24 protein-coding genes are annotated in these 26,905 nt (G+C 71.0%); 10 read left to right on the forward strand and 14 right to left on the reverse strand.

The window, feature by feature from the left end; genetic code table 11:
• Positions 1–76: 76 nt before the first annotated feature.
• Positions 77–1,249, forward strand: coding sequence for an acetyl-CoA acetyltransferase (locus ACFYMC_RS16680; RefSeq protein WP_388525053.1), 1,173 nt, complete (start codon positions 77–79; stop codon positions 1,247–1,249).
• Between the two features lie 27 nt (positions 1,250–1,276).
• Here ACFYMC_RS16680 and ACFYMC_RS16685 read toward each other — a convergent pair whose 3' ends face one another.
• Positions 1,277–1,720 carry a Zn-ribbon domain-containing OB-fold protein gene (locus ACFYMC_RS16685; protein ID WP_388525056.1) on the reverse strand — a complete coding sequence of 148 codons (444 nt, stop codon included), beginning with the start codon at positions 1,718–1,720 and terminating at the stop codon, positions 1,277–1,279.
• Positions 1,717–2,169, reverse strand: a complete 453-nt coding sequence (locus tag ACFYMC_RS16690) for a DoxX family protein (RefSeq protein WP_388525058.1) — start codon at positions 2,167–2,169, stop codon at positions 1,717–1,719. The genes ACFYMC_RS16685 and ACFYMC_RS16690 overlap by 4 nt, the downstream gene beginning before the upstream one ends.
• A gap of 182 nt (positions 2,170–2,351) precedes the next feature.
• On the opposite strand from ACFYMC_RS16690, the gene ACFYMC_RS16695 reads away from it, so the two are divergent.
• The 3 genes from ACFYMC_RS16695 to ACFYMC_RS16705 all read left to right on the forward strand — a co-directional run bounded on the left by ACFYMC_RS16695 (position 2,352) and on the right by ACFYMC_RS16705 (position 7,114).
• Positions 2,352–3,611 (forward strand): flavin-containing monooxygenase, encoded by a 1,260-nt coding sequence (locus tag ACFYMC_RS16695; protein ID WP_388525061.1) that lies wholly within the window; start codon positions 2,352–2,354, stop codon positions 3,609–3,611.
• A gap of 354 nt (positions 3,612–3,965) precedes the next feature.
• Positions 3,966–6,200 (forward strand): acetate--CoA ligase family protein, encoded by a 2,235-nt coding sequence (locus tag ACFYMC_RS16700; RefSeq protein ID WP_388525064.1) that lies wholly within the window; start codon positions 3,966–3,968, stop codon positions 6,198–6,200.
• 80 nt (positions 6,201–6,280) lie between these two features.
• Positions 6,281–7,114 (forward strand): enoyl-CoA hydratase/isomerase family protein, encoded by an 834-nt coding sequence (locus ACFYMC_RS16705; RefSeq protein WP_388525224.1) that lies wholly within the window; start codon positions 6,281–6,283, stop codon positions 7,112–7,114.
• A 16-nt stretch (positions 7,115–7,130) separates the two neighbouring features.
• Here ACFYMC_RS16705 and ACFYMC_RS16710 read toward each other — a convergent pair whose 3' ends face one another.
• Positions 7,131–7,742 carry a phosphoribosylanthranilate isomerase gene (locus ACFYMC_RS16710; RefSeq protein WP_388525066.1) on the reverse strand — a complete coding sequence of 204 codons (612 nt, stop codon included), beginning with the start codon at positions 7,740–7,742 and terminating at the stop codon, positions 7,131–7,133.
• A gap of 220 nt (positions 7,743–7,962) precedes the next feature.
• Here ACFYMC_RS16710 and ACFYMC_RS16715 point away from each other — a divergent pair, with 220 nt between their 5' ends.
• Entirely contained in the window at positions 7,963–8,583 is a 621-nt protein-coding gene (locus ACFYMC_RS16715) for a flavin reductase family protein (RefSeq protein WP_388525227.1), read from the forward strand.
• A 100-nt stretch (positions 8,584–8,683) separates the two neighbouring features.
• Here the strand turns inward: ACFYMC_RS16715 and ACFYMC_RS16720 are convergent, their stop codons facing one another.
• From ACFYMC_RS16720 to ACFYMC_RS16730, 3 genes are read right to left on the reverse strand one after another with little or no spacing between them, the layout of a single operon-like run.
• On the reverse strand, positions 8,684–9,751 hold the full coding sequence (locus ACFYMC_RS16720; RefSeq protein ID WP_388525068.1) for a zinc-binding dehydrogenase: 1,068 nt from the start codon (positions 9,749–9,751) through the stop codon (positions 8,684–8,686).
• Positions 9,748–10,977 carry an acyl-CoA dehydrogenase family protein gene (locus tag ACFYMC_RS16725; RefSeq protein WP_388525071.1) on the reverse strand — a complete coding sequence of 410 codons (1,230 nt, stop codon included), beginning with the start codon at positions 10,975–10,977 and terminating at the stop codon, positions 9,748–9,750. The genes ACFYMC_RS16720 and ACFYMC_RS16725 overlap by 4 nt, the downstream gene beginning before the upstream one ends.
• A gap of 5 nt (positions 10,978–10,982) precedes the next feature.
• Positions 10,983–11,921: an SDR family NAD(P)-dependent oxidoreductase gene (locus ACFYMC_RS16730; RefSeq protein WP_388525074.1), complete on the reverse strand. Its 939-nt coding sequence runs from the start codon at positions 11,919–11,921 to the stop codon at positions 10,983–10,985.
• Between the two features lie 82 nt (positions 11,922–12,003).
• Here ACFYMC_RS16730 and ACFYMC_RS16735 point away from each other — a divergent pair, with 82 nt between their 5' ends.
• Complete coding sequence (locus tag ACFYMC_RS16735) at positions 12,004–12,930, forward strand: cyclase family protein (protein WP_388525230.1); 927 nt, start codon at positions 12,004–12,006, stop codon at positions 12,928–12,930.
• A gap of 388 nt (positions 12,931–13,318) precedes the next feature.
• Here the strand turns inward: ACFYMC_RS16735 and ACFYMC_RS16740 are convergent, their stop codons facing one another.
• The 4 genes from ACFYMC_RS16740 to ACFYMC_RS16755 all read right to left on the reverse strand — a co-directional run bounded on the left by ACFYMC_RS16740 (position 13,319) and on the right by ACFYMC_RS16755 (position 17,375).
• The gene (locus ACFYMC_RS16740) at positions 13,319–13,762 is read right to left on the reverse strand and encodes an ATP-binding protein (RefSeq protein WP_388525076.1); all 444 of its coding nucleotides are present in this window, start codon (positions 13,760–13,762) and stop codon (positions 13,319–13,321) included.
• 279 nt (positions 13,763–14,041) lie between these two features.
• Positions 14,042–14,965, reverse strand: coding sequence for an acyl-CoA dehydrogenase family protein (locus tag ACFYMC_RS16745; protein ID WP_388525233.1), 924 nt, complete (start codon positions 14,963–14,965; stop codon positions 14,042–14,044).
• A 5-nt stretch (positions 14,966–14,970) separates the two neighbouring features.
• Positions 14,971–16,137: an acyl-CoA dehydrogenase family protein gene (locus ACFYMC_RS16750; RefSeq protein WP_388525079.1), complete on the reverse strand. Its 1,167-nt coding sequence runs from the start codon at positions 16,135–16,137 to the stop codon at positions 14,971–14,973.
• Positions 16,137–17,375 carry an amidohydrolase family protein gene (locus tag ACFYMC_RS16755; RefSeq protein ID WP_388525082.1) on the reverse strand — a complete coding sequence of 413 codons (1,239 nt, stop codon included), beginning with the start codon at positions 17,373–17,375 and terminating at the stop codon, positions 16,137–16,139. The genes ACFYMC_RS16750 and ACFYMC_RS16755 overlap by 1 nt, the downstream gene beginning before the upstream one ends.
• Positions 17,376–17,509: 134 nt before the next feature.
• Here ACFYMC_RS16755 and ACFYMC_RS16760 point away from each other — a divergent pair, with 134 nt between their 5' ends.
• On the forward strand, positions 17,510–19,039 hold the full coding sequence (locus ACFYMC_RS16760; RefSeq protein WP_388525085.1) for a class I adenylate-forming enzyme family protein: 1,530 nt from the start codon (positions 17,510–17,512) through the stop codon (positions 19,037–19,039).
• Positions 19,040–19,263: 224 nt separating this feature from the next.
• Here the strand turns inward: ACFYMC_RS16760 and ACFYMC_RS16765 are convergent, their stop codons facing one another.
• The gene (locus ACFYMC_RS16765; RefSeq protein WP_388525088.1) at positions 19,264–19,782 is read right to left on the reverse strand and encodes an EF-hand domain-containing protein; all 519 of its coding nucleotides are present in this window, start codon (positions 19,780–19,782) and stop codon (positions 19,264–19,266) included.
• 307 nt (positions 19,783–20,089) lie between these two features.
• Here ACFYMC_RS16765 and ACFYMC_RS16770 point away from each other — a divergent pair, with 307 nt between their 5' ends.
• Both ACFYMC_RS16770 and ACFYMC_RS16775 read left to right on the forward strand, forming a co-directional pair.
• Positions 20,090–20,662: a sigma-70 family RNA polymerase sigma factor gene (locus ACFYMC_RS16770; RefSeq protein WP_388525091.1), complete on the forward strand. Its 573-nt coding sequence runs from the start codon at positions 20,090–20,092 to the stop codon at positions 20,660–20,662.
• 80 nt (positions 20,663–20,742) lie between these two features.
• Positions 20,743–22,050 carry a zf-HC2 domain-containing protein gene (locus ACFYMC_RS16775; protein WP_388525236.1) on the forward strand — a complete coding sequence of 436 codons (1,308 nt, stop codon included), beginning with the start codon at positions 20,743–20,745 and terminating at the stop codon, positions 22,048–22,050.
• 147 nt (positions 22,051–22,197) lie between these two features.
• Here ACFYMC_RS16775 and purU read toward each other — a convergent pair whose 3' ends face one another.
• Both purU and ACFYMC_RS16785 read right to left on the reverse strand, forming a co-directional pair.
• Positions 22,198–23,082 (reverse strand): formyltetrahydrofolate deformylase, encoded by an 885-nt coding sequence (purU, locus tag ACFYMC_RS16780; RefSeq protein ID WP_388525094.1) that lies wholly within the window; start codon positions 23,080–23,082, stop codon positions 22,198–22,200.
• An 81-nt stretch (positions 23,083–23,163) separates the two neighbouring features.
• Complete coding sequence (locus ACFYMC_RS16785) at positions 23,164–23,661, reverse strand: hypothetical protein (protein ID WP_388525097.1); 498 nt, start codon at positions 23,659–23,661, stop codon at positions 23,164–23,166.
• Positions 23,662–23,778: 117 nt separating this feature from the next.
• On the opposite strand from ACFYMC_RS16785, the gene ACFYMC_RS16790 reads away from it, so the two are divergent.
• The gene (locus tag ACFYMC_RS16790; RefSeq protein ID WP_388525099.1) at positions 23,779–25,164 is read left to right on the forward strand and encodes an ABC transporter substrate-binding protein; all 1,386 of its coding nucleotides are present in this window, start codon (positions 23,779–23,781) and stop codon (positions 25,162–25,164) included.
• A gap of 4 nt (positions 25,165–25,168) precedes the next feature.
• On the opposite strand, the gene ACFYMC_RS16795 is transcribed toward ACFYMC_RS16790, so the two are convergent.
• Complete coding sequence (locus ACFYMC_RS16795; RefSeq protein ID WP_388525102.1) at positions 25,169–26,788, reverse strand: hypothetical protein; 1,620 nt, start codon at positions 26,786–26,788, stop codon at positions 25,169–25,171.
• Positions 26,789–26,905 lie beyond the last annotated feature (117 nt).

The raw sequence follows: 26,905 nt of genomic DNA on the forward strand, positions 1-26,905 counted from the left end.
TATTAGGTGTGCGTGGCGCACTTTCACAGAGCAGAGGCGCTGCCGAGGGCGCCTTATCTGATGTACCGTCAGCTCCATGCCAGCATCCGACAGAAGGGTCGCGATCGTCGGCGTCGCCCTCTCCGACTGCGGCCGGATCGACGAGGCCACCCCCTACGCACTGCACGCCCAAGCAGCCCGGCGGGCACTCGCCGACAGCGGCCTGGACCGCTCGGTAATCGACGGCTTCGCCTCCGCGGGCCTGGGCCCGCTGGCCCCGATCGAAGTGGCCGAGTACCTGGGCCTTAGCCCCAGCTGGGTGGACTCCACCTCCGTGGGCGGCGCCACCTGGGAGGTCATGGCCGCACACGCCGCAGACGCGATCGCGGCAGGCCACGCCAGGGCTGTACTCCTGGTGTACGGCTCCACCGCCCGCGCGGACGTCAAGGCCCGCCGGCGCACCGCCAACCTCTCCTTCGGAGGACGCGGCCCCCTCCAGTTCGAAGTGCCCTACGGACACACCCTGGTGGCCAAGTACGCCATGGCCGCCCGTCGCCATATGCACCAGTACGGCACCACCCTGGAGCAGCTCGCCTCCATCGCCGTCCAGGCCCGCGCGAACGCCGCCTCCAACGAGGACGCGATGTTCCGCGAGCCCCTGACCGTCGACGAGGTGCTGTCCGCCGAGATGATCGCGGACCCCTTCACCAAACTGCACTGCTGCATCCGCTCCGACGGCGGATGCGCGGTGCTGCTGGCAGCCCCGGAGTTGGTGCCCGACACCGTGAAGGCACCCGTGTGGGTCCTGGGCGCGGGCACGGCCGTCTCCCACGCCAGCATGAGCGAATGGGAGGACTTCACCGTCTCCCCCGCGGCCCGCTCGGGCCGTCAGGCCTTCGAACGGGCCGGCCTGCGCCCCGCCGAGGTCGATCTCGCCCAGATCTACGACGCCTTCACGTACATGACCTTGGTGACCTTGGAAGATCTCGGCTTCTGCGCCAAGGGCGAGGGGGGTGCCTTCGTCGAGAAGGGCCGGCTGCTGTGCGGCGGAGATCTGCCGGTGAACACCGATGGCGGCGGACTGTCCGCCTGCCACCCCGGGATGCGCGGGCTGTTCCTGCTGGTCGAGGCCGTACGTCAGCTGCGTGGCGAGGTCGACCGGGCCCGTCAGGTCCGCAGGGCGGACGGGCATCTGCCGTCCGTGGCGCTGGCCTCGGGCACCGGCGGCTGGTTCTGCTCGTCCGGCACCCTGCTGCTGGGTCGCGACTGAACCTCGGCGAGGCGCCGACCGACGCGCTCAGCGTTTCGCGGTCCGAAAGACCGGGACCGCCATTACCCCTCCCTCGACGCGGAAGTCCAGCCACAGGTCCATGCCGATGCACAGCTCCTCGCCCGCCTCGCGCAGGACTTCCGTCATCATCCGCGGCCCCTCTTCGAGGTCGACCACCGCCGCCACGTACGGGACCCGCGAACCGAACGGCGGCAGGTCGTTGCGGTACACCACGGACCAGGTGTAGAGGGTGGCGCGACCACGGGCCTCCTCCCAGAGCACGCGCTCGCTCCAACAGTGGGGGCAGAACTCCCGGGGGTAGTGGTGGGCCCGCCCGCATGCGGCGCAGCGGCGCAGTAGCAGGGTGCCGCGGGCGGCCGCGTCCCAGTAGGGGCGGGTGAAGTCGTCCACCTCGGGCCCGTCGAAGCGGGGTGGTGCGGGAGCGGGCCGCCCGGTCCCGGCGGCGCTCACAGGAACAACCCGAACGCCCGGTCCAGGGACCAGGTCTGCCAGCTCATGGCGAAGAACCCGACCAGGCAGATGAGGGCCATCATCGCGTTCTGCCCCTGTTCCGCCCAGTCGTGGATCATCAGCAGGAAGTAGACGAGGTTGAGCAACAGTGCGGCGACCAGGGCGATCGGGGTGAGGAATCCGAGCACCAGGCCGAGACCGAGGGCGAGTTCGGCACCCAGTACGAGATAGGCCATCAACCGGGGCCATGGCTGCACCACCCGTTGGAAGCCTGTCTTCACCCACGGCCAGCGGTGGCGCTCGGCGATGTCGGCGGCCCAGGAGATTCCGGTGCCCCGCTCCAACCAGGCGCGCTTGTCCTTGTGCCGCCAGCTCTCCAACCACCACAAGCCGAGCCCGATCCGCATCACGGCGAGCCACTCGGCACCGCTGAGCCACAGGGCGTGCATCGATCGGCCTCCTCCGACGAGCCCATTAACTGACGGTACGTCAGTTCAGCTGATACCGGCGCCCTCCACAAGGGGCGTGACGACTGCGTTCACGCACCGGCTACCGCACCGTGATGAATTCGCAACCGATTTCCGACTTGACCGAGACCCAACAACACGCTGCGTGGATACGCTCACACCTCATGGCCGCCTCTCCCCACGACCCCGCTCCCGAACCACCGGTGTACGTCATAGGCGCCGGACCCGGCGGCCTCGCCGCCGCCGCCGCACTGCGCGCACGGGGCATAAGGGCCGTGGTCATCGAGAAGTCGGAGGGCGTGGGCACTTCCTGGCGGCACCACTACGACCGCCTGCACCTGCACACCACTCGCCGCCTCTCCGCCCTGCCGGGACTTCCCATCCCCCGCTCCTTCGGGCGTTGGGTGGCCCGCGACCAGGTGGTGCGGTACCTGGAGAAGTACGCGGACCACCACCAGCTCGACATCGTGACCGGCGTAGAGGTCACCCGGATCGAAGTGGCCAGCCACAGCGGCGGCGAGGGCGAACCAGCCGGCTGGGTGCTGCACGCCACCGGCGGTCGGGAGCTCGCCGCCCGGGCCGTTGTCGTCGCCACCGGCTACAACCACACACCCCACTTGCCACGGTGGCCCGGCTCCGAGACGTACTCCGGCAATCTGGTGCACGCGGCCGACTACCGCAACGCCAAGCCGTACCACGGCCAGGACGTCCTGGTCGTGGGCACCGGCAACACCGGCACCGAGATCGCGGTGGACCTCGCCGAGGGTGGCGCGGCACGGGTGCGGCTGGCCGTACGCACCGCCCCGCACATCGTGCGCCGCTCCACCGCGGGCTGGCCGGCCCAGCGCACCGGGATCCTGGTACGACACCTGCCGGTGCCCGTCGTGGACCGGCTGGGCCGGCTGGTCGCCCGAGCATCGGTCCCCGATCTCTCGCCCCACGGGCTCCCCCGCCCCGAGACCGGCCTGTACAGCCGAGTACGACAGGGGGCCATCCCGGTCCAGGACGTGGGGCTGATCGACGCGATCCGCCAAGGAAGGGTGCAGCCAGTACCGGCGGTCGACTCCTTCGACGGCGAGGAAGTGGTCCTCACCGACGGCAGCCGGCTGAGCCCGCACACCGTGATAGCCGCCACCGGCTACCGCCGCGCCCTGGAGGGCCTGGTCGGTCACCTGGGCGTACTGGACGCGCACGGTCGGCCGCGAACCCGCGGCGCCCATACGTCGCCGTCCGCTCCCGGCCTCTACTTCACCGGCTTCACCAACCCCATCAGCGGCATGCTCCGCGAAATGGCCCTCGACGCCGACCGGATCGCCCGCGCGTTGGCCCGGCAGGGCCGACGCGCGCGGGCCGGAGTCCGTGCGACCCGGGCCGGGCGAGGCCCCGACCCGGCACGGCTGGGCCGCGTGGACCTGCCCCGCTGATCGCCCCCCGCCCGCCCGGAGCCGATCCCACCGGGCCGGGCACTCGCCCGCACCACCCACCGACGGCCACTGGGGCGGGCGGCGCAGTCGGCACCACACTCGGCGTCCCTGCCGTCAGTGTCGGGCGATGTACACACGGGCCGGCGCGCAACTGTGCGCGCCGCAAAACCGCCTTCTACGGCACCGGCGCTTCGTCGGACAATGGTCGGGCGGCACCTCCACTCCGGAGCGCCCACCCGTGCGCCGGGCGCTTCCGTCGGATTCCCCTGCGCAACAGTGTTCCTGACAACTCGTCAATTCAGTAATCTGACTATGCGTCAGCTATGGAGTCAACGAGCAGGAGCGGGCGGAACGATGCTTGGATCTACTCACGGCACCCTCACCACCGACCTCCGCGCCCGAGTGTCAGCCTGCGGCGAACCGTCCCGTCAGGCTGTCCACTCCACGGCCGCACCCTCAGCCGCGGACGGTGACGCCCTCGACGTCAGCGGACGCCCGCTGCACGCGGCCACCCCCGACCTGGATCGCCTCTTCAGGCCGGAGACGGTGGCCGTCATCGGCGCATCCGATGCCGAAGGCAGGCCCAACTCGGGCATCACGAGGCAGCTGATGGCCTGGGCCGAACGCGTCGGCGCCCGACTCCACCCCGTACACCCCAGTCGTGACACCGTCTTCGGCCGACGCTGCTTCCCGACCGTCGACGCCATTGCGGAACAGATCGACCTCGCCGTGTTGCTGGTCGCCGACCCGCTCCCCCTGATCGAGGAACTCGATCGGGCCAAGGTCAAGTTCGCGGTGGCCTTCGCCTCCGGCTTCGCGGAGACCGGCACGGAAGGCGCCGCCGCCCAACTCCGCCTGAGCGCGGCCGTTCGGCGCAGCGGCCTGCGCCTCCTGGGGCCCAATACCAACCTCAACGCCTTCGAACCCTTCCGCCAGGACCTCGCCGGTCCGGCGATCGCCCTGATCACCCAGTCCGGACACCAGGGCCGCCCGCTCTACGCCCTCCAGGAGCTGGGGATCCGCCTCTCGCACTGGGCGCCCACCGGAAACGAAGCGGACCTGGAGGCCTCGGACTTCATCTCCTACTTCGCCAGGCGGCCGGAAGTCGGCGCGATAGCCGCCTACATCGAGGGGATCAAGGACGGGCGGTCCTTCCTCCTCGCCTCCGATCGAGCCGCCCGCAACGGCGTCCCCGTGGTCGCCGTCAAGGTCGGCCGCACCGAGGCCGGCGCCCGTACCGCCGCCTCGCACACCGGCAAGCTCACCGGAGCGGACACCGTGGTCGACGCGGCCATGCGGCAGTTCGGCGTGATCAGGGTGGACGGGCTCGACCAGCTCCAGGACACCGCGACCCTGCTGGCCCGGGCCAAACCCCCCACCGCCGAAGGGGTAGTGGTCTACTCGATCTCGGGCGGCACCGGAGCACACTTCTGCGATCTGGCCACCGCGGCCGGGCTGCGCTTGCCCACCCTCAGCACGGCCAAACAAGCAGAGCTCCACCAATGGATACCCGAGTACCTGGACGTGGCCAATCCGGTTGACAACGGAGGGCACCCGGTCGGTGACTGGCGAGGCCGAAAGATCATCGACGCCCTGTTGGCCGACCCGTCCGTGGGCGTGCTGATCTGCCCCATCACCGGCCCCTTCCCACCGATGAGTGACCGACTCGCCCAGGACCTGGTGGACGCCGCCGAGGCCAGCGAGAAACTGGTCTGCGTGGTGTGGGGGTCACCGGTGGGCACCGAGGACGCCTACCGCCGGGTCCTCCTCGGCTCCTCCCGGGTAGCCACCTTCCGCACGTTCGGCAACTGCATCAACGCCGTGCACGCCTACCTGGAGCACCACCGCTTCACCGCCGGCTACCGCTCCCCCTTCGAGGAAGCACCACGCACCCCGTCCCCCTCCTTCCGCAAGGCCCAAGCCCTGATCCGACCGGGGCAGCAACTCAGCGAGCACGCGGCGAAGCAACTCCTGCGCGCCTACGGGATCCGGGTCCCCCGCGAGCAGTTGGTCACCAGCGCGGCGGCGGCGGTCCGGGCCGCCGGGCAGGTCGGCTACCCGGTGGTCATGAAGGCATCGGCGCCGCAACTCGCCCACAAGACGGAGCTCGGCCTGGTCAAGGTGGGCCTGACCTCCGCCAGCCAGATCCGCGACACCTACCGGGAGCTGACCGACATCGCCCGCTTCGAAGGCATCGAAATGGACGGGATCCTGGTCTGCCAGATGATCGAGCGCGGCGTGGAGATGATGGTCGGAGTCACCCAGGATCCGCTCTTCGGCCCCACCGTGACCGTGGGGCTGGGTGGAGTGCTGGTGGAGGTGCTGCGCGACACCACCGTGCGGGTGCCGCCCTTCGGTGAGGAGGAGACCCGAAGGATGCTCGGCGAACTGCGCGGCCACGCCCTGCTGGAGGGGGTACGCGGTACCCCACCGGCCGATGTGGACGCTCTGGTCGAGGTGGTTCTGCGGACCCAGCGGATGGCACTGGAGCTGGGCGAGGACCTCGCCGAACTCGACGTCAACCCACTGATGGTGCTACCCCGCGGCCAGGGCGCCGTCGCCCTGGACGCCCTGGCCCGCTGCCGCTGACCGGGCCGGTACACCGAACCCATGACCCCCCGTCGAACGGGAGCACCCCCGAGATGCCAGACGCCCCCCTCGCCCCGCAGATGCCCTCCCCCGAGCCCGCGGCAGCACCTCCCGTACGGCACACCATCCGCAACGGGGTCTGCTGGATCACCCTGAACCGTCCTGAGGCGATGAACGCCCTCACCCGGGAGCAGCGCGAGCGCGTCATCGCGCTGCTCGGCGCAGCCGACACCGACCCCACCGTCCGGGCCGTCGTGATCACGGCCACCGGTAGGGGATTCTGCGCCGGCGCGGACCTGCGCGGCTCCAGCGCGCCCGGTCCGGGGAGTGCGACGGAGGACGGCAAGCCGGCGGCCGGAGACATCACGCGTCTGATCCGGCACGGTGCGCAGCGGCTCATCGGGGCGGTCCTGGACTGTGAGAAGCCGGTGGTCGCAGCCGTCAACGGAACGGCCGCCGGCATCGGCGCACATCTGGCCCTCGCCTGTGACCTGGTGCTTGCCGCGGAAGGCGCGCGCTTCATCGAGGTGTTCGTACGCCGCGGCCTGGTACCAGACGGCGGGGGCGCCTACCTGCTTCCCCGCCTGATCGGCCCGCAGCGCGCCAAGGAGCTGATGTTCTTCGGCGACGCGCTGTCCGCCGTCGAGGCCGAACGGCTGGGCCTGGTCAACCGGGTGGTCCCCGCGGAGGACCTCCAGCCCACCGCGCGCGCCTGGGCCGAACGCCTGGCCCAGGGCCCCACTCGCACCCTGGCCCTGACCAAACAACTGGTCAACGCCTCCCTGGACGTCGACCGCACAGCCGCCTTCGCCGCCGAGGCCGCGGCGGTGGAGTTGGCCATGGCCACCGCCGACGCCGCCGAGGGCGTGGCGAGCTTCCGCGAGCGAAGGCAGCCCACCTACCGCGGGATCTGACAGCGACGCGGCTGCCTCACTGCTCCGCCCGGGCCGCCCGGAGGAAGGCGGTGATCAACTCCGGGCTCTTGACCCCGCGCCTGATCTCGATGCCGCTGGAGACGTCGAGGCCCCACGGGCGGGCCGCCTGCACCGCGTGGGCCACGTTGTCCGGGGTCAGGCCGCCGGCGAGCAGCCAACGGCTACCGGCGGGCGGAAGCCTCTTGCCCTCCCAGTCCCAGAGCTCCCCCGCACCGGGAACCGGGGCGTCCAGCAGCAGGATGTCCTCGCCGCGTTCACCGTGGGCCGGCACCTCGTCGCGCACCGAGGCGCCCCGGATGAGCGGGAGACCGGTGGGGCGCAGCGCTTCGTAGAAGGCGAGGTCCTCCGCACCGTGGAGTTGTGCGGCGCGCACGGCGCTCGCTTCGAGGAGTTCACGTACCTCTTCGAGGGGCTGGTTGCGGAAGACGCCGACCGTCATGATCCCTTCGGGCACCCGCCGGGCGAGTGCGCGTGCGGTGGCCGCGTCGACCTGCCGGGGGCTCTCGGCGAAGACGAAGCCGATGGCGTCCGCGCCCGCCGCCACCGCCGTCTCCACGTCCCTCTCGGTCCGCAGTCCGCAGACCTTGATGAACAAAGGCGTACTCACTGCGCTGCTCCTCGCTCGCTGGACCGCGTCCCCGGCCCCTCGTCCCACCTGCCACGCTACCGCGCATCGGTCTCCCGGGGCCGCACGAGAGGGAAGGACGTCCAGCCGTGCGGTGCGGCCGGCCCGGCCGTGCCGCCGCTCTTGTGGTGGCGCGGCGGCACGGGACTTCACATCTGACGAACCGTCAGCTTGAATGAGTCCTGTGATGGGACACGAAGGAATGGCCGCCACCGTCGTCCGCTACCTCAGAGCCGCCGGAGAACACCCGGCGGCCGGCGCCGCACCGCGCCCGACCGTGCCGCTGGACACCACGCCGCCGCGGCTGAGAGCGGTCACCGACGACGAGCGGGTGCCGGTGGGAGCCGAGGAGTTCCGGTCGGTCCTCGGAAACTTCGCAAGCGGCGTCACGGTCATCACCGCGCCCGGCGCCGAAGGCGCGGGCGGGCCGGCCGGCTTCGCCTGCCAGTCCTTCGCCTCCCTGTCCCTGGACCCGCCGCTGGTGACCTTCATGGTCGGGCGCGGCTCCACCTCCTGGCCGCGGATCGCCCGCGCCGGAGTCTTCTGCGTCAACGTGCTCAGCGCCGACCAGGGCCAGCTGTGCCGCACCTTCGCCGTCAGTGGCGCGGACAAGTTCGCGGGCGTCGCGTACGAGCCCGCCCCAGTGACCGGCTCCCCGCAGTTGGCCGCCGTCCAGGCCTGGATCGACTGCCGCATCCACGCCGTGCACACCGGCGGAGACCACCTCATCGTGGTGGGCCACGTACTCGCGCTCGGCGCCACGGAAGGCAGTTCCCCACTGCTCTTCCACCGCGGAGGTTTCGGCCGCCTCGCACCGCTGTAGGGCTCCCGGCTACAAGGGCACTGGGTCGAGCGCGGTCGCGCGTCATGCGAGACGCACCGCGGCGCGGGCCGCGGCGCGTCGCCCGGGGGTCTGCGGTGCCCTAGAAGGTCAGGACCCCACGCGCCACCCGACCGTCCCGGGCGTCCCTGGCCGCCTGCGCGAAGTCCTCCACCGGATAGGTCCGGGTGACGAGTTCGTCGAGTAGCAGTCGGCCGGTGCCGTAGAGCTCGGCGTACAGCGCGATATCGCGCTGAGGCCGCGAGGAGCCGTACCGGCAGCCGAGGACGGACTTGTCCAGGTACAGGGTGGACACCTGGAAGGATGCTTCAGCAGCGGAGTCCGGTACGCCGAGCAGGACGGCCTGCCCGTGCCGGTCCAGCAGGTCGACCGCCTGCCGGATCAGACGGGTGCTGCCCACGCATTCGAAGACGTGGTCGGCACCGCAGGGCAGCACTTCACGCACGGCGGCGACGGTGTCCGAGACGGCCGAGGCGTCCACGAAGTGGGTGGCCCCGAACCGCCGGGCGAGGGCTTCCTTCTCCGGGTTCGCGTCCACGGCGACGATCCGGGTGGCGCCGGCCAGCCCAGCCCCTTGGACGACGTTGAGCCCGACCCCGCCGGCGCCGATGACCACCACCGAGTCCCCGCGGTCCACCCGGGCCCGGTTGAGGACGGCGCCCACTCCGGTCAGGACCGCGCACCCGATCAGTGCGGCCGAGGTCAGCGGCAGGTCCTTGGGGACGGGCACCGCCTGTACCGCGGTGACGATCGTCCGCTGCGCGAAGGCCGAGTTGGCGGCGAACTGGAACAGGGGCCGACCACCCCGCGAGAAGGGCTGCGCGGGCATCCCGATGGACCTGCGGCACATGGTGGGGCGCCCCCGGTCGCACTGTGCACACGCACCGCAGTTGGCGAGGGTCGACAGGGCCACGTGGTCCCCGGGACCGACGTGGCAGACGCCGGGGCCCACGGCGGCCACCACTCCCGCACCTTCGTGGCCGAGTACCACGGGCACCGGGAAGGGGATGGTGCCGTCCACCACGGACAGGTCGCTGTGGCAGAGCCCGGCCGCCGCGATCTCGACGAGCACCTCCCCCGGCCCCACGTCCCGGATCTCCAGGTCGTCCACGACCCGGGGCTGTTTCCCGTCGAAGATGACGCCTCTCACCTGGGCTCCTTAGGGAGGCCGAGCACCCGCTCGGCGATGATGTTGCGCTGGATCTCGTCCGATCCGCCGTAGATCGTGTCGGCCCGGGCGAAGAGGAACATCCGCTGCGCCGCATCGAGCACGTAAGGATGTTCCGGGGTCCATTCCTGGGGGCCGACGGTCGATGCCGCGCCGCGCACCGCCACGGCCAGCTCGCCGAGCCGCCGGTGCCACCCGCCCCAGAGCAGTTTGGCCACACTGGACTCGCCGCCGGACCGGGACGGTGGGCCCGCCAGGGTACGCAGCGCGTTCCAGCGCATCGCGTGCAGCTCCGCCCACAAGGTGACCAGGCGGTCCCGGAGCACCGGGTCCCGGGCGGCGCCCGAGGCCAGCGCGCTGCGGACCACCTCGTCGAGCTCGGCGGCGAACCCGATCTGTTGGACCAGGGTGGACACTCCTCGCTCCGCGGCCAGCAGCCCCATGGCCACGTGCCAACCGTTGCCCGCGCCACCGACCACCTCCCGGCACTCCGCCCCGTCGAAGAAGACCTCGTTGAACTCGCTCGTCCCGGTCAGCTGCTGGATCGGTCGGACCACTATCCGCCCCGGCTGGTCCATCGGCACCAACAGGAACGAGAGCCCTCGGTGGCGCGTCGAACCGGCCTCGGTGCGGGCCAGCACGAAACACCAGTCGGCGTCGTGGGCCAGCGAGGTCCAGATCTTCTGCCCGCTGACCCGATAGACGGTGCCCCGAGCTCCGACCTCCGATGCGGCGACGGTGCGGATGCCTGCCAGATCGGAACCGGCGTCCGGCTCGCTGTAGCCCTGGCACCACAGTTCCTCGCCGCGGGCGACGGCCGGCAGGAAGCGGGCCCGCTGGGCGGCGCTTCCGTGGGCGAGGAGAGTGGGGCCCAGGAGGTTCTCGCCGATGTGCCCCACCCGGGCAGGGGCACGGGAGCGGGCGTACTCCTCGGCCCAGACCACCTGCTGCACCAGGGTGGCGCGCCGGTTCCCGTAGCTTCCGTACGGCCCGCCGCTCGGGTCCGAGGGCTGCTCCCAGCCCAAGCCGATCCATCCGCCGGCGCCCAACTCCCGCTCCCAGGCTCGCCGCAGGACCACCTGTTCGTGCTCGCTACCGGGGCCACCGAGCCCGACCGCGGTGGCGTACTCCCCCACCAGGTGACTGGCCAGCCACTGCCTGGCCCGCATCCGAAAGCCCTCGTCCTCGGGCCCGACGGCGAAGTCCATGCGTCTCACCCCCTGCCCGTCCGCGGAGCATTGGGGCGGTCCTGGGTGGCGGCGGCCCTGGCCATCTCCGCCACGCGGGCGAGCATCGGCATCGGATCGGTTCCCACCGTGCCGGGCAGGAAGTCGGCGATGCGCTGAGGGGTCCAGGGGCCCTCGGCGTATCCGGCGCGCAGCTCACGCGGCTGCGCCCAAACGGCGATCTTGGGTCCGGCGACGGTGTACACCTGTCCGGTGATCGGCTGCCCCCCTTCGTCCCGGGCCCGGTCGCTGAGCAGGTAGACCACGAGGGCGGCGACGTCCTCGGGCTCTCCGATCTCCTTGAGTTCGACGGGCACGCTGGCGGACATGCGGGTGCGGGCCACCGGTGCGACCGCGTTCGCCGTCACGCCGTACTTGTGCAGGCCGAGGGCGGCGGACCGGACCAGTGAGATGATCCCGCCCTTGGCCGCCGCGTAGTTGGCCTGCGAGACGCTGCCCTGGTGGTTGCCGCTGGTGAACCCGATGAGGGTGCCGGCGCGCTGGTTGCGCATCGCGGCGGAGGCCGCGCGGAAGACGGTGAACGTCCCCTTGAGGTGCGTGGCCAGGACCGGGTCCCACTCCTCCTCGGCCATGTTGAACAGCATCCTTTCGCGCAGGATCCCGGCGACGCACACGACTCCGTCGATGCGGCCGTACTCGGCGAGGGCGGTGTCGACGATCCGCTGTCCACCGGCCATCGTGGAGATGTCGTCGGCCACGGAGACGGCCGTCCCGCCGGCTGCGGTGATCTCCTTGACCACTGCCTCGGCCACCTCGCTGCTGGGCTCGGCGCCGGCCACCGAGACGCCGTAGTCGTTGACGACGAGCCGGGCGCCCTCGGAGGCGGCGGCGAGCGCCACGGCCCGTCCGATGCCCCGGCCCGCGCCGGTGACGGCGATGACCTTGTCGGCCAAGAAGTTCCCCACGTCGGCCCCTTCCCGCGATATCTGACGACCCGTTAGATTCTTGGCCAGCCGGACGCTGGAGCACAAGCCCCCGGAGGAAGCGATGGCACTGCCCGCCGAGTTCCACGAGATCGCCAAGCAGGTGAACAACTGGGGACGTTGGGGAGCCGCCGATGAGATCGGCACGCTCAACCTGATCACCCGCGAGACCGTGCGGCAGGCCGCCGACTGCGTACGCGCCGGCCTGCGGGTGCCCCTGGCGCTCCCGCTACGGGAGGACGGCGTGCAGACCGGGGCCATACCCGGCCGCATCAACCCCTTCCACACCATGGTCCAGGTCAATCAGGAACTCTTCGGGCCGGGCACGGTGGCCTGTAGCGACGACGCGGTCACCATGGGGCTACAGGCGGGCACCCACTGGGACGCCCTCACCCACGCCTCGCACTCCGGCCGGATCTACAACGGCCGCCCCGCCAACACCGTGACCGCCCACGCCGGCGCCCGGTTCAGCGGGATCGACAAGGCCGCCCCGGTGGTCTCCCGGGGCGTCCTACTGGATGTGGCCGGCGCCAAAGGGCTCGACCGGCTGCCGGGCGGATACGCCGTCACACCCGAGGACCTGACCGAGGCCGAGGAACACGCGGGCGTCACCGTGCGCAGCGGCGACATCGTCCTCGTCCGCACCGGACAGATCCGCCTGTACCTGGAGGGCGACCGGCACGCCTACGCCTTCCCCTCCCCCGGGCTTTCCGTACGCACCCCGCAGTGGTTCCACTCCCGCGAGGTGGCAGCCGTCGCCAACGACACGCTCACCTTCGAGATCTTCCCGCCTGAGATCGAGGAACTGTGGATGCCGGTGCATGCCCTACACCTCGTCGAGATGGGCATGCACCAGGGCCAGAACTGGAATCTCGAACCGCTGTCCACAGCCTGTGCACAAGAAGGGCGCTACGCCTTCTTGATCGCCGCAATGCCGGAACCCTTCGCCGGCGCCACCGGGTCGCCGGTGGCGCCCGTCGCCGTGCTGTGACGCCCTCCCCGACAACCCGAAGGGCGCCGGACACAAGCGGAGGAAGGCGGTGAGCCTACCCGCGGACCGGCCGGCGGCCAGGTCTTGCGGGTGGCGGCGAGCAGGCGTGTTCGCCCCGAGCGCGACACGACGGGCCGCCACCCCACGACCCGCACTCGCCGAGGAAGGCTGAAAGCCTCGGCGTCCCCTCGCAACGAATCGCCTCCTCAAGAGTGATCAACGGGAAAGGAAGCGTCAACACCTCGTTAGGGGGCATTTGGAGCATCCGTACAGGCGGTCGAAGCACGGCGGGGAGCAGGTTCCACCGGCCGTTCCACCCGGCCGACCGAGCCGCGCCGCGGGCCCCCGCCCTCCGCCACCACGCAGGACGGGGGGCCCGCACACGAACTCACAGAGCGAGTTGCCCGCCGATCTGGGACCGGCCGGAGAGGGGGGCACCCCGATCGATCTCGCACCAGATGCGCTTGCCGGCACCCTCCGGCTGCCACCCCCAACGGTCGGCGAGCCCGTCGACCAGCTCAAGGCCGCGACCGTGGGTGTCCTCGTTCTCAGCGTGCCGCTGTGCGGGCGGATGGCAGCTGACGTCGGTCACCTCCACCCGTACGGTGCCCGTCGGCCCCGAGTCGCCGAACAGCATCCGCAGCACCGCCGGGCAGCCGGTGTGCACCACGGCGTTGGTCACCAACTCTGAGATCAACAGGATCAAGGTCTCGGCAACCGGCTCGTCCAGCCGTATCCCGTAACCGGCCAGCCGTGACCGCGCCCACCTGCGCGCCCTTCCCACCTCGGCGGGGTCCGCACCGACTTGTAGCTGAACCTGCAGCACCTGCACCGCTCACACCGTCCGAACCGGCAAATACTTCGCCATACGTCCGAGCGGGTTCACCGAACGTGATCCCGCGATCCCCCTGCGGAGCAGCATGGTTGGCACACCGTCACCTCAACAAGCGCTTCGGGCATATTCACACGCGAAAGCGTGGGCGTGGTGCATACTGCGCGGCGCGTGCGCCGCCGGACCGTTCGCATCCGCATCCGGGGAGCGTACCCGAGCAGGTCGGCCCCGTTCCGACGCCGCGAGCCCCTGCGAGGACACAAACCTATATCGAAGCTTTCACCCGGCTCCGGCGGCCGCCTCCAGGTCCGCGGCGAGCCGCTCCTCGCACTCCGTCGCCGTCAACCACAGCCCGGCCCGCAGCCAGGCCCGCTTCAGGTGCAGGTGAACGTCCGCCTCCCAGGTGAACCCCATCCCACCGTGCACCTGAAGGCAGTCCCGGGCCCCCCGCACCGCTGCCCGGTCGGCCAACAGCTTGGCACCCGCGACCTCGGCCGGGTCCATGGTCACCGCCGCCGCGTAGAGTGCCGTGCGCGCCAGTTCGGTACGGACCAGCATCCCGGCGCACAGGTGTTTCACGGCCTGGAATGCCCCGATCGGCTTCCCGAACTGCTGACGCTGCTTCGCATGCTCGACCGCCATCTCGGTGGTCCGCAGCGCGCTGCCCACCTGCAACGCAGCCGTCAACAGCGCCCCCTGCGCCCGGTACGCCGCCGGGGGCGCCGCTCCCGCCACCCGGTGCAGCGGTGTCAGCGGATCCACCGACCGTACGGGCACCGGCCGCAGCACCGGGCCCCCCGCGACCTCCTCACCGGGCCGGCCCAGCAAGGCGTCGGAGTGCGACAGGTGGGCGACCAGAGCCTCCGCTTCAGGCACCGTCACCACCACCTCGCCCTCCGCGGCGCCCTTCACCAGCCCCGCCGCCAGGTGGCTGGCCACCAACGGCCCGGGCAGCAGGACGCGGCCGGCCTCCTCGAAGACCAGGACGGCTTCGGCGGCCCCGAGCCCCACCCCGCCCTCGGATTCCGCGAGCCGCAGCGCGAAGAACCCGGCCGCACCCAGCTCCCGCCACAGGCCACGGTCCACCACCGGCCCGCCACCGTCCACGGCCGCCCGTAGCGCATCGCGCCCGTACCGTGCGGCCAGTAGCTCCCGCATACCGGCTCGTAGCGCGCGCTGATCGCCGGACAACTGGAAGTCCACTGCGCTCACCGGCCCTTCGGAAGGCCGAGGAGCCGCTCAGCCACGATGTCCCGCTGGATCTGCGAGGTGCCGGCCGCGATGGTGTAGGACAGGGAGCTCAGCCGGTCCCGTACCCATTCGTGGTCCAGGTCCAGCGCGTCCGCGGCACCCAGCACCTCGGCCGCGGTGTCGTAGAGCTCCTGGCGGGCTTGCGAGTAACGCAGTTTGAAGACGGAACCGCCGACACCGGGAACCCCGCCGGTGCGCTGGGCCTCGCTCACGTTCCACTGGGTCAGCCGCCAGAGCGCGAGGAACTCCCCGTGCAGCCGACCCAGCCTGCGCCGCAGGCCGGGATCGTCCCAGCGGCCGTTCGCGCGGGCGGCGCGGGCGAGGGCGGTGAGGGTGCGGCGGCACGCCACGACCTCGCCGACGAAGGCGGTACCCCGCTCGAAGGACAGGGTCACCATCGTCACCCGCCAGCCGTCGTCCTGCGCCCCGACCCGGTTGGCCACCGGCACTCGCACCTCGTCCAGGAACATCTCGGCGAACTCCGTCGAACCGGCCAGGGTACGCAACGGCCGAACGGTGATCCCGGGTGTGTCCATGGGGAGGGCGAGCCAGCTGATCCCGGCGTGCTTGGACGCGTCCGGTCCGATCGGGCGGGTGCGCACCAGCAGTTCGCACCAGTCGGCGACCTCCGCGTGCGAGGTCCAGATCTTCGAGCCGCTCACCACGTAGTGGTTCCCGTCCCGCTCGGCGCGGGTGCGGAGCGCGGCCAGGTCGGAGCCGGCGCCGGGCTCGGAGAAGCCCTGGCACCAGACCTCTTCCCCGCGCAGCACCGGCGGTAGCCAGCGCGCCCGCTGTTCGGGCGTTCCCTCGGCCGCGATGGTCGGGCCGGCATGCAGCAGGCCGACGAAGTTGGCACCCACATAGGGGGCGCCGGCCCGCTCGGTCTCTTCCAGGAAGATCAGGTGCTGGGTGGGGGTGGCACCCCGACCGCCGGCGTCCCGGGGCCAGTGCAGCCCCGCGTAGCCGGCGTCGTAGAGCCGGCGCTGCCAGCCGAGGTCGTAGGCCCGGCGGGCCGGCCAGTCATCGGGGGAGGGACGGGGCGGCAGCGTGGGCAAGGTGGCTGCGAGCCACCGGCGCAGGCCCTCCCGGAACTCCTCCTCCGCCGGGGTGTACCCGAGGTCCACTAGCGCTCCCCGGCCTGGTCGGGCGCGGGGCGGGCGGCGACCTTCCGATCGGCGTCCAGTGGCAGCCCCAGCATGCGGATGGCGTTGCCCCGCATGAGTTTGTAGACGGTGTCCTCGTCCAGCCCCTCGACGTGGTCGAGAGCGACCTGTTTGGTGTTCGGGAAGGTGGAGTCCACGTGGGGGTAGTCGGTCTCGAAGGTGGCGTTCTCCCGTCCGACCACGTCGAGGGAGGCGATGCCGTGCTTGTCCCGGAAGAAGCAGCAGAAGATCTGCCGGTAGTAGTAGACCGAGGGGGGCTCCGGGACCACCTCGCGCACCCCACCCCAGGCCCGGTGCTCCCGCCACACGTCGTCGGCGCGCTCCAAGGCGTAGGGAATCCAGCCCATCTGGCCTTCGCTGTAGGCCAGTTTCAGACGCGGGAACTTCACCAACACGCCGCTGAAGAGGAAGTCCATCATCGAGGCCATGGCGTTGTTGAAGCTCAGCGCTGCCTGAACGGCGGGGGGCGCGTCCGGGGACGCGGCTGGCATCTGGGAGCTGGACCCGATGTGCATGTTGACGACGGTGCCGGTGTCCTCGCAGGCGGCGAAGAAGGGGTCCCAGTAGCCGGAGTGGATCGAGGGCAGGCCGAGGTGGGTGGGGATCTCGGAGAAGGTCACCGCCCTTACGCCCCGGGCCGCGTTGCGTTGGACCTCGGCCACCGCGAGGTCGATGTCCCAGAGGGGGATGAGGCAGAGCGGGACGAGTCGTCCGCCGCTGGAACCGCACCACTCCTCGACCATCCAGTCGTTGTAGGCGTGCACGCACGCCAGTGCGACCTCCTTGTCCTTCGCCTCGGCGAAGGTCTGACCGCAAAACCGCGGGAAGGTCGGGAAACAGAGGGAGGCCTCGACGTGGTTGAGGTCCATGTCCCGCAGTCGCTCGGCGGGGTCCCAGCAGCCGGGCCGCATCTGCGCCCGGGTTATCCCCTCCAGGGTCATCTCGTCCCGGTCGAAGCCGACCGCGGCGATGTTGCGCTTGTACGGGAACTTCAGGTCTTCGTAGACCCACCAGTCGGTCGGGGGGCCGTCCGGATCCATGGAGATGACGTACTTGCCCCCGATGTAGACGAGTTCCCCGATTCCGGCGGTGAGCGGCTGTGGTCCGCGATCCCGGTACCTGCGCGGGAGCCAGGTCCGAAAGAGGTGGGCGGGCTCGATCACGTGGTCGTCGACGCTGATGATCCGAGGCAGTTCCATGGAGATCCCCTCACCCATTTCTGATGACCCGTCAGAAACAAACTAGCCCCGCGCCCCCTGTACCGACAAGCGCCGCCACCCCTACCCTCGACCCGATCTGACTATCCATCAGTTCACCTCGGATGGAGGGGACCATGTCGCTGCACGAATCGCCCACCCTCTGGGAGCTGGTCCGCCGCCGCGCCGTGCGGACCCCCGACGCACCCGCACTGATCGAGGCCGCACCCGACCCGGCCCACGACCGGTCGATCACCTTCCGTGAGCTCCACGACCGCGCCGAACGGGTCGCCGCGGGCCTACGGGCCCAGGGCATCGGCCCCGGGACCGTCGTCGCCTGGCAACTGCCCACCCGTATCCAAACGGTGCTGCTCTCCTTGGCCCTGGCCCGGCTCGGAGCCGTCCAGTCACCGATCATCCCGTTCTACCGCGACCGCGAAACGGGCTTCGCGCTGCGCGAGTCCAAAGCGGAGTTCTTCGCCGTCCCCGGCACCTGGCGGGGCTTCGACCACACCGCGATGGCAGTGCGCCTCGGCGCCCGCGGCATCATCCCCACCCACACGGGCCTGCCCGAAGCCGATACCGACGACCTTCGCCCCCCTCCCACCGACGGCACCCGCGTCCGCTGGATCTACTGGACCTCGGGCACCACTTCCGACCCCAAAGGGGTCCTGCACACCGACCGCAGCCTGATCGCCGGCGGCAGCTGCCTGGCCGACGCCCTCCACCTGGACGCGACCGACGTGGGCTCGATCGCCTTCCCCTACGCCCACATCGGAGGCCCGGACTACCTGGTGATGCTGCTCCTCCTCGGCATCCCGGCGGTCCTGTTCGAGAACTTCGCGCTGCCCCGGTCCCTCGACGGCTACCGCCGCCACCGGGTCACCGTGGCCGGCGGCTCCACCGCCTTCTACTCGATGTTCCTCGCCGAACAGCGCAAGGACCCCTCCCGCCCACTGATCCCCAGCCTGCGGCTGCTGGCGGGCGGCGGGGCACCCAAACCCGCGGAGCTCCACCACGCAGTGGTGCGCGAACTGGGCTGCGAACTCGCGCACGGCTACGGCATGACCGAAGCACCCATGATCACCATGAACTCCCCCGACGACAGCAGCGAGCACCTCGCCCACACCGAGGGCCGCCCGCCTTCCGGCATGGAGATCCGCATCACCGACCCCCAGGGCGATGCGCTCCCGCCGGAGATCGACGGGGAGGTGCGGCTCAGGGGCGAAGCCGTCTGCCGGGGCTACCTCGGCGAGGCGCACGACGACGCCTTCGACTGCGAGGGATTCCTCCGCACGGGCGACCTCGGCCACCTCAGGACCAGTGGGCACCTGGTCCTCACCGGCCGCCTGAAGGACGTGATCATCCGCAAGGGCGAGAACATCTCGGCCAAGGAGGTCGAAGAGCTCCTGCACACCCATCCCTCCGTGAGGGACGCGGCGGTCATCGGCCTCCCGGACCCGGACCGCGGTGAACGGGTGTGTGCCGTGCTCGAACAAGAGGCCGGCACCGCGCCGCTCACCCTCGCGGAGGTCACCGCTCACCTCGGCGCGGCCGGACTCGCCCCCCACAAGCTCCCGGAGCAGGTGGAGGTCCTCGACACCCTCCCCCGCAACGGGGCGTTGCGCAAGGTGCTCAAGTACCGGCTGCGCGAACGTTTCAGCTGACGCGCCGGGGATCCGCCGGCAACCAGTTCCGCGGCCGGCGGCGTTCGGCCCGCGGCGGCGCGTCGGGCACGGCGCACCACGAGACCCAGCGGCTCCCGACCACCGGAGGAGACCGCGTGCTCCGACCACGAGACGAACCGCCCCGCCACGTGCCGGCCCTGCCAAGAGCCCGCAACCGAACGCCCCCTGACCAAAGGTCCGGAGGCCCGAGGTGGCGACACCCCTCAGGCGTCGGGTGCCTGCACTCCGCAGTAGCCGGCGAAGGCCGCCAGGATCACGTCCTCGGAAATCCGGCCGGCGGCATCGGCGGGAAGGCCGGCGGTGACCTGGACGGCCACCTCCTCGGGGGTGCCGAGGACCCGCATCACCCGCTGGGCGCCCTGCGCGGTCGCACCCCGGCCGTCCTCGTCCGCCACCGAGATCACCGCGTGCAGGAAGGGCCGGGCGATCTCGGCGAAGCGCTCGGGGTTGTCACGCAGCCGCTTGGCGGCGCCCGTCACGAACTCCTCACGGGTCACCCGCTGGTCACCGTCCACATCGGCGATTCCAGCCATCCCCTGCCAGAAGGCCTCCGCACCGGCGAAGAGCGCCTGGCCCCGGTCGGAACGCGCGGTGACACCGAATTCGGCCAGCACGCTCCGCGCCGCCACACTGAAGTCCTCCCGGTCGATATAGCCGTTGCCGTCCTGGTCGAACGTGGCGAATCGGGCGGCGATCTTGCGCTCGTACTCTGCGCTGTCCATGTTCGGTATCCGCCTTCACTGGTGCAGTGGGTCCGCTTCAAGTCAGGCAGGAGCGTACGGCCTCGGTGGCCACGACGTTAAGGAAAGCCGTCCGGCACGTGGCGGCAATCGGCCAGCGCACAGGCAGCACGACCGGCGCACCGGGATCTGCTCATTACCATGGACGGCCTCCGCACGAGGGCACCTTGTCGTAAACCAAGTGCAGAACGGCCCGCGACGTCTACATTCGAAAGAGCAGAACAGCAGGCCGGGGCGTATGCCGCTCCGGGTACGCACGGGCAAGGGCTCAGGAGGTCGGGGGGAGCACATGGCGAAGAACGCACCGCCTCGCTGGGACCGCAGGATGCAACAGCGGCTGGCCCGGGGCGAAGCCGCGGCACTCGGGGAGCTCTACGACCGCTTCGCCTCCCTGGTTCACCACCTCGCCTACCGCGTGCTCGGCGACGAGGAGGCCGCCGACCGGGTCACCCGTGAGGTCTTCGGCTACATCTGGGAGAACCCGGACGCCTACGACGCCAAGCAGGGTTCGATGCGCTCCTGGGTCGCCCGCCTGACCCAGCGGCAGGCAGTGGCCCGGCTACGGCAGCTGGCCGCCGGTGAGGGCTCCCTGGAGGAGCTGGAACAGCGGGTACGCACTGCCTCGGCCGCCGCCCGAGCCGACTACATCGTCACCTCCATGCCCGCACCCCTGCGGGCAGCCCTGGAACTCGCCTACTTCCAACGGCGCGACTACCGTCAGGCCGCAGCCGACCTCGGGGTCACCGAGGACGAGGCGCGCCGGCGTCTGCGACTCGGCCTGCAACTGCTCTCCACCGCGAACAACCTGACGGCCGACGGGCGCCCGCCCGCCACCGGCGGCGGGCTCGGGCAGGTCCGGTGAGTACGGACGAGGGCGTGGAGCAGCCCGCCACGCCGGACGACGGCCACGGACCGCGAGACCAGCCGCCCCAGGAGAACGACGTGCGTGGCGGCAGCAGCGGCCCGAAGGAACCGGAAGGTGCCGGCCGGCAGGCCCGTCCACCGCGGATACCCGCTCCCCGAAGGGCCGCCGATGACCTCGACCCGGCCCTCGCACCTGACCCCACGGCCGTACCACCCGCGGATCCGACCACCACGAGTGCGATGACCAACACCGGCGATGGCGGGGCCGAGCCAGAGACCCGGCCCAAGCCGGCCCACCAGGTCCTACGGTCACTGCTCGGCGCCTGGGCACTGTCGGCCTGCTCGACCGAGGAGTCCGAGGCCGTGGAAGGCCACCTGACCGAATGTGCGCCCTGCGCGGAAGAAGCCCTCCGTCTTCGCGACGCGGTGGGCCTGCTGCACCACGAAGAGACCCTGGACCTGGACCCGCTGCTGCGCTCCCGGGTCCTGGAGGGCTGCCTGGGCAAGCGTCCGGCCCGCATCCCCGTGCCGAGCTGGGCGGCACCGTACGACACGGAGACCGCCCGGCTCGACGCCCTGCTCAAGGACATCGGCGACGCCGAATGGCACGCACCGGTGCGACTGAAGTGGTTCCAGGGCGAGCGGGTGCACAGCCGGAAGACCACCGTGGCCGGGGTCATCGGGCACCTGCTGAGCGTGGACGGACTGATCACCGCCGCGCTGGGACTGGACGATCCACTGGGCGACCAGGCCCCGATGGACCCGACGGATCGCACCGAATTCCTCTGGGCGTCCTTTCCCACCCCTGCCACCCGCCGCATCCGTGAACCCTGGCGAGAACAGAGCCACGCCCTCGTCCGCACGGTTTCCTTCGCCGGCCGCGGAGCGGCCGAGCTTGCCGTACCGTACGGCCAGCAACGCGCCCTACCGCTACAGGACGCCTTCTTGGAGCGGGCCTTCGAATGCTGGGTACACGCGGGCGACATCGCCGAGGCCGTCGACTACCCGTACGAAGCTCCTACCGGGCCGCATCTCAACGGCATGATCGACCTGGCCGCGCGGCTCCTGCCAGGAGCTCTGGCCGAGCGTCGCCGAGCAGGGCTCGCCGCCCCGGCCCGTGGGCTGGTGGCCGCCGGTGCCCCCGGCCGCACCCTGCACCTGGAGGTCGAGGGCAGTGGCGGCGGCAACTGGTTCATCGCCCTGGACTCCCCCGCCGCATCCACCTCGGCAGAGCGCACGGTGGCGCAGATCGCCCTCGACGGGACGGAGTTCTGCCAGCTCGCAGCGGGCCGCATCGCCCCCGAGGACGCGGTTGCGGGCTTGGACGGCGACCGGGAGGCGATCCGCGACGTTCTCTTCGCCGCCGCCTCCCTCAGCCGGCTCTGAGGTCACTCCCGTCGTCTCCAGGTGGACCGGGCGCGCGGCGTAGGGCACAGGGCCGCTCTCCCCGTGGGGGTGCTTTCGGGCGATGACCAGAGAGCCTCGGGCGCGGACCGGTACCCAAGGGCCCGGTCCACTAACCCCAGCGGGTGTTCAGGCGAAGACGACGGTGCGGGAGCCGTTCAGCAGGACGCGGTGTTCGCTGTGCCACTTCACCGCGCGGGCGAGCGCCTGGCACTCCACGTCCCGACCGATGGCCACCAGTTGCTCGGGCGAGACCTCGTGCCCCACCCGCTCCACCTCCTGCTCGATGATCGGACCCTCGTCGAGATCGGCCGTCACGTAGTGCGCGGTGGCGCCGATCAACTTCACGCCCCGGGCATGCGCCTGGTGATAGGGCTTGGCGCCCTTGAAACTCGGCAGGAAGGAGTGGTGAATGTTGATGATCCGCCCGCTGAGCGCCTTGCAGAGGTCGTCGGAGAGCACCTGCATGTAGCGGGCGAGCACCACCAGTTCGACGTTCTCCTCGCGCACCAACTCCAGCAGTTGGGCCTCGGCCTGCGCCTTGGTGTCCCGCGTCACCGGAATGTGGTGGAAGGGGATGTCGTACGAGGCGGCGAGCTCGGCGAAGTCGGTGTGGTTGGAGACGACCGCGGCGATCTCGACCGGCAGCGCGCCGATCCGCGAGCGGAAGAGCAGGTCGTTGAGGCAGTGGCCGAATCTGGAGACCATCAGCACGATGCGCATCCGCTGGTCGGCTCGGTGGATCTGCCAGTCCATCCGGAAGGTGTCACCGATGGCTGCGAAGCTCGCCCTCAGTTTGTCGACCGTCACGGGAGTCCCGGCCGAGAAGTGCACCCGCATGAAGAACAGGCCGGTGCCGTGGTCACCGAACTGCTGGCTGTCCTCGATGTTGCAACCCGTCATGAACAGGTAGCTGGAGACGGCGTGCACGATGCCCGGCTTGTCCGGACACGAGAGGGTGAGGACGTACTGTTCGGGTGCAGCGGGCGTGGGGTCGGCTTGCGGATCGCTCATGACCCCACAGAATCCCATACCGGTCGACCGGGGCCGGAGTCTGCCTGAAGGGTGAGACGCGACGCCCACCCGCGCGGGCCGTCAGGCTCCCGTCATGATGCGCAGGACCTCCAGTGAACGGGGCGCCACGTCCGGGTCCTCCGCATCAGCCGTCGCGAGGCGCACGTGCGCCTCGCGGGCGGCCCGCACGGCCTCGGGCCAGGCATGGTGCTCCAGGTAGGCGGAGACGGGCGCGTCGGGGCCGACCTGGTGCAGGATGCGCAGGACCCGCAGCACCGCGGTGTCGACGAGCGCCGCCTCCTGCGAGTCCCGGAAGACGGTGCCGACGTACTTCTCGGCGGACCAGTTGTCGAGCCAGGTGTCCTCGACGAGTCGGTACACCGCATCGGTCACGTCCCCGTAGCCCTCGATGCCGGCCAGCCAGCACTCCTCGTGGAACACCGGGTCGGAGAGCATGTGCAGCGCCGAGCGCACGTTGCTGCGCCAGCGCCACCAGGGCATGTCGGTGAGAGGCATGTCGCCCATGGTGGACGAGCGACTGCCGCGACGGGAAGAGTTCTTCGAACCTTGCACGGTCACCGATCGTACGTTCCCCCTCCGTCGTGATCTCGCCACCCCGGTAGTTCACTTGATCGTCACCAGCTGTTAGCGACTCCTCACTCCCGAATTCCCTCCGGAGCGCAATCGTGCAGATTCATGACCGGATGGCGACGCATGTTCCCGCATCGACCCGACCGCTACACCCACCCGCGCATCCCCACGGGCACCGGCGCCCGCAGCGCTCCCGTGCGAACCGCGGTCTGTGCCGTGGTCGGCGCGTCCTTCATCGCAGGTTGTGGCGTGCTCCCTGGAGACCCGGGGGGGTCCAGGGAGCCGCTGACCGTCATGACCTGGGCTCCGGTGGGCACCAAGGCAACGAACATGGCCGGAATGCCCGCCATGGCACAGGCCTACGCACGATGGGTCAACGCCAACGGCGGCCTGGCCGGCCGCGACCTCAACGTCCTCACCTGCAACGAACACAACACACCCACTGGCGCTGCGGACTGCGCCCGCAAGGCCGTGGCGGCGGGCGCAGTGGCCGTCATCGGCTCGTACAGCCAGCACGGGCGTGCCTTCATGGCACCCCTGGAGACGGCTGGCATTCCCTACATCGGCGGCTACGGCGTCTCCTCGGAAGAGTTCAAGTCCGCCCTCTCCTACCCGGTCAACGGAGGCCAGCCGGCGCTGCTCGCCGGCAACGGCCGCCAGCTCGCCCGCGACTGCGAGCGCGTCGCGCTGGTCCGCCCCGACACCCTCCCCGGCGACTCCATGTCCGCTCTGCTCAATGCCGGGCTCACGGGGGGCAAGAACAAGGCGGCCGTCGACATCGTCGCCGCGGAGGACGCGAGCGACTACAGCGAACCCGCCCGCGAGGCACTCGGCGCGGCCGGCGCCGACCCCGCGCTTCCGGCCCGGATCGGTACCGCAGCGGCCCGCGAGAAGGCCGCCAAGGGGTGTGTGACGGCCGTGCTCGGCGAGCGGACGGAAACCTTCTTCGACTCCTTCCGGCGGATGGAGTCGAAGGACCAGAAGGTCCGGATCTCCTCCGTGCTCGGCAGTGTCAGCCAGGATCTGATCAACAGCACCGGTGGCAAGAACGGCCCCTTCGAAGGTGCGTACGTCACCGGCTGGTACCCGGTGTCCAGCGACCCGCTGTGGGACCGCATGAAGGGAGTGATCCGCGACCATGCCTTCGGTGACGACCGGATCGACCCGGCCGACACCGGGGTGCAGACCACCTGGATCGCGTACTCGGTCTTCAGCGAGATCACCAAGCGGCTGGCGGACGGCGAGATCAGCGCCCGCAAGGTCGCCAGGGCCCTCGACCGCGCAGAAGGAGTGGCCACCGGCGGCCTTACCCCGCCGCTGAGCTGGCGCTATGAGGACATGCGCGCGGTGACCGGCTTCCCCCGCATCGTCAACGGGCAGGTCACCTTCCAGTTGGTGCGAGAGGGCCGGTTGGTCGCCCTCGCCGATGGGGGCGACAGCGGCTCGATGGACATGACGCAGACCCTGGAGAACGCCCCCGGCCCCATCTGAGCCCCTACAGCTGGGACTTGGTCCGCTTGGGCAGGTCGTACTTGGCGGCGACACGGTTCCACAGTGTCGCCGCCGAAGCCTTGTAGCGGGTCGCCGAAGCGCTCGCCTTGTTGGCGGCAGTGGTATGGCTCGTGGTCTTGGCCCTGCCGTCCTTGCAGAGCTTCTTCCCGCCCGACTCCACCTGCTTGGCCCAGGCCGCGTAGTGGTCATCTGCCGAGGCCGAGGCCTTCCAGGCGCGGCGCAGCGCCGAGGACAACTTCGTGTCGTCCTTCAACTTGTCGATCTCGACGCCTTCGAGCCGGGTGATCAGCTCCTTGCGCTGGCGCGCGGCGGCACGCAGGTCATCGGCCGCCGCCTCCAACTTCTCGCACTTCTTGATGTTGTCCACGGAGCGGATCACCGCGTCACGGCTGTTGTTGCTGTCTGCGAGCAGCGCATCGAGCTGGACCGCCTGCGCCCGAGCCGGATCGACCGGCTTCTCGCCGTTGCTCGCCTCGCCCTCCGCCTTGGCGGTGGGCGAGGACTCGGCCGTCACCTTGGTCCGCTCGGCCTGGGCCACCGGGTCCGAGCCGTTACCGAGCAGCGAACCGACGCCCACGCCCACGACCACCAGCCCCACCGCGCCCGCGGCGGCCAACGGCACCGTGCCGCGTCTGCGCTTCGCCGGCGGCTCCCGGTACGCCGGTTGCGGGGCGGGCTGGTGATGAGGAGGCGGGGGCGCCTGGTGGTACTGCGGAGCAGGTCCGGGCGGCTGCTGTTCGATGACAGGCAACTGTGCGGTCGCCTCCACGCCGGCGCTCGCCCGGTCGCCCGGGGAGCCGCCCTCGCTCCGGAAGAGTCCGTCGAATTCCGCGTAGGGTGCGCCGGCGGCAGGCGCCGCCGGAGTGACGGGCCCACCCGGAACCGGCGGCAAGTACTGGGTGGCCGCCGCCGAAGCGTCCTGACCCCCCGGTGGCCCACCCGGAACCGGCGGCAAGTACTGGGTGGCCGCCGCCGAAGCGTCCTGCGAGTCCTGGTAAGGAGGGATCAAGGCCGTGGCGTCCGCGTCGGAGCCCATGGTCTGCGCCGGCGCGCCCGCCCCTTGCGAGGGGTAGCCGGAGGCGGCCGGAGCACCGTGGCCGGGCGGCGGAGCCTGCGCTCCTGTGGAGAACGGGCCCGGGTCGTACACCGCGCCCTGACCGGCGCCCTCGTGGCCGTGGCCCTGGTAGCCGCCGGACCCTGCGTAATCCGGCGCAGAGTGATAGTCCTGCTGACCGTAGAAAGGCTGCCCCTGGGGGCTCTGCTGCTGGTACTCCTGCCCGTAGGCCTGCTGACCGTAGTTCTGCTGGCCGTAGGGGGACTGCTGTTGGTAGGGCTGCCCACTGCCGCCGTACTCCGGCTGGGCGGCCGGTGCGGGCGCCCCCTGGGGGCTCGCACCGGCCGCCCAGCCGGAGTCCCAGGACTGGCCTGCGGCCGGCGTGGATGCCTGCTGCGGGTCCTGGGCGACGTACGGACCGGAGCGCGCCTCCTCCTGGCCGGCCGCACCGGGTATCCAGGGGCCCGATCCGTCGGCGGGCAGTACGATCCCCTCGCGCGCGGGCTGGGTCGCTCGGAACTGCGACTCACCCTGTCCGCTCTGCGTCACCGGGACTCCCACCTCACGTACGTGTGCCGACCTACGGAACCGTCGGTGTACGCTACCCGGTCGTCCGAGCGCCCTGCCACGTGGCCGTGACCCCGGCAGCGGGACTGCCCGGCAGGC

It is taken from the genome of Streptomyces sp. NPDC006879, assembly GCF_042869595.1.
Classification (GTDB): domain Bacteria; phylum Actinomycetota; class Actinomycetes; order Streptomycetales; family Streptomycetaceae; genus Streptomyces.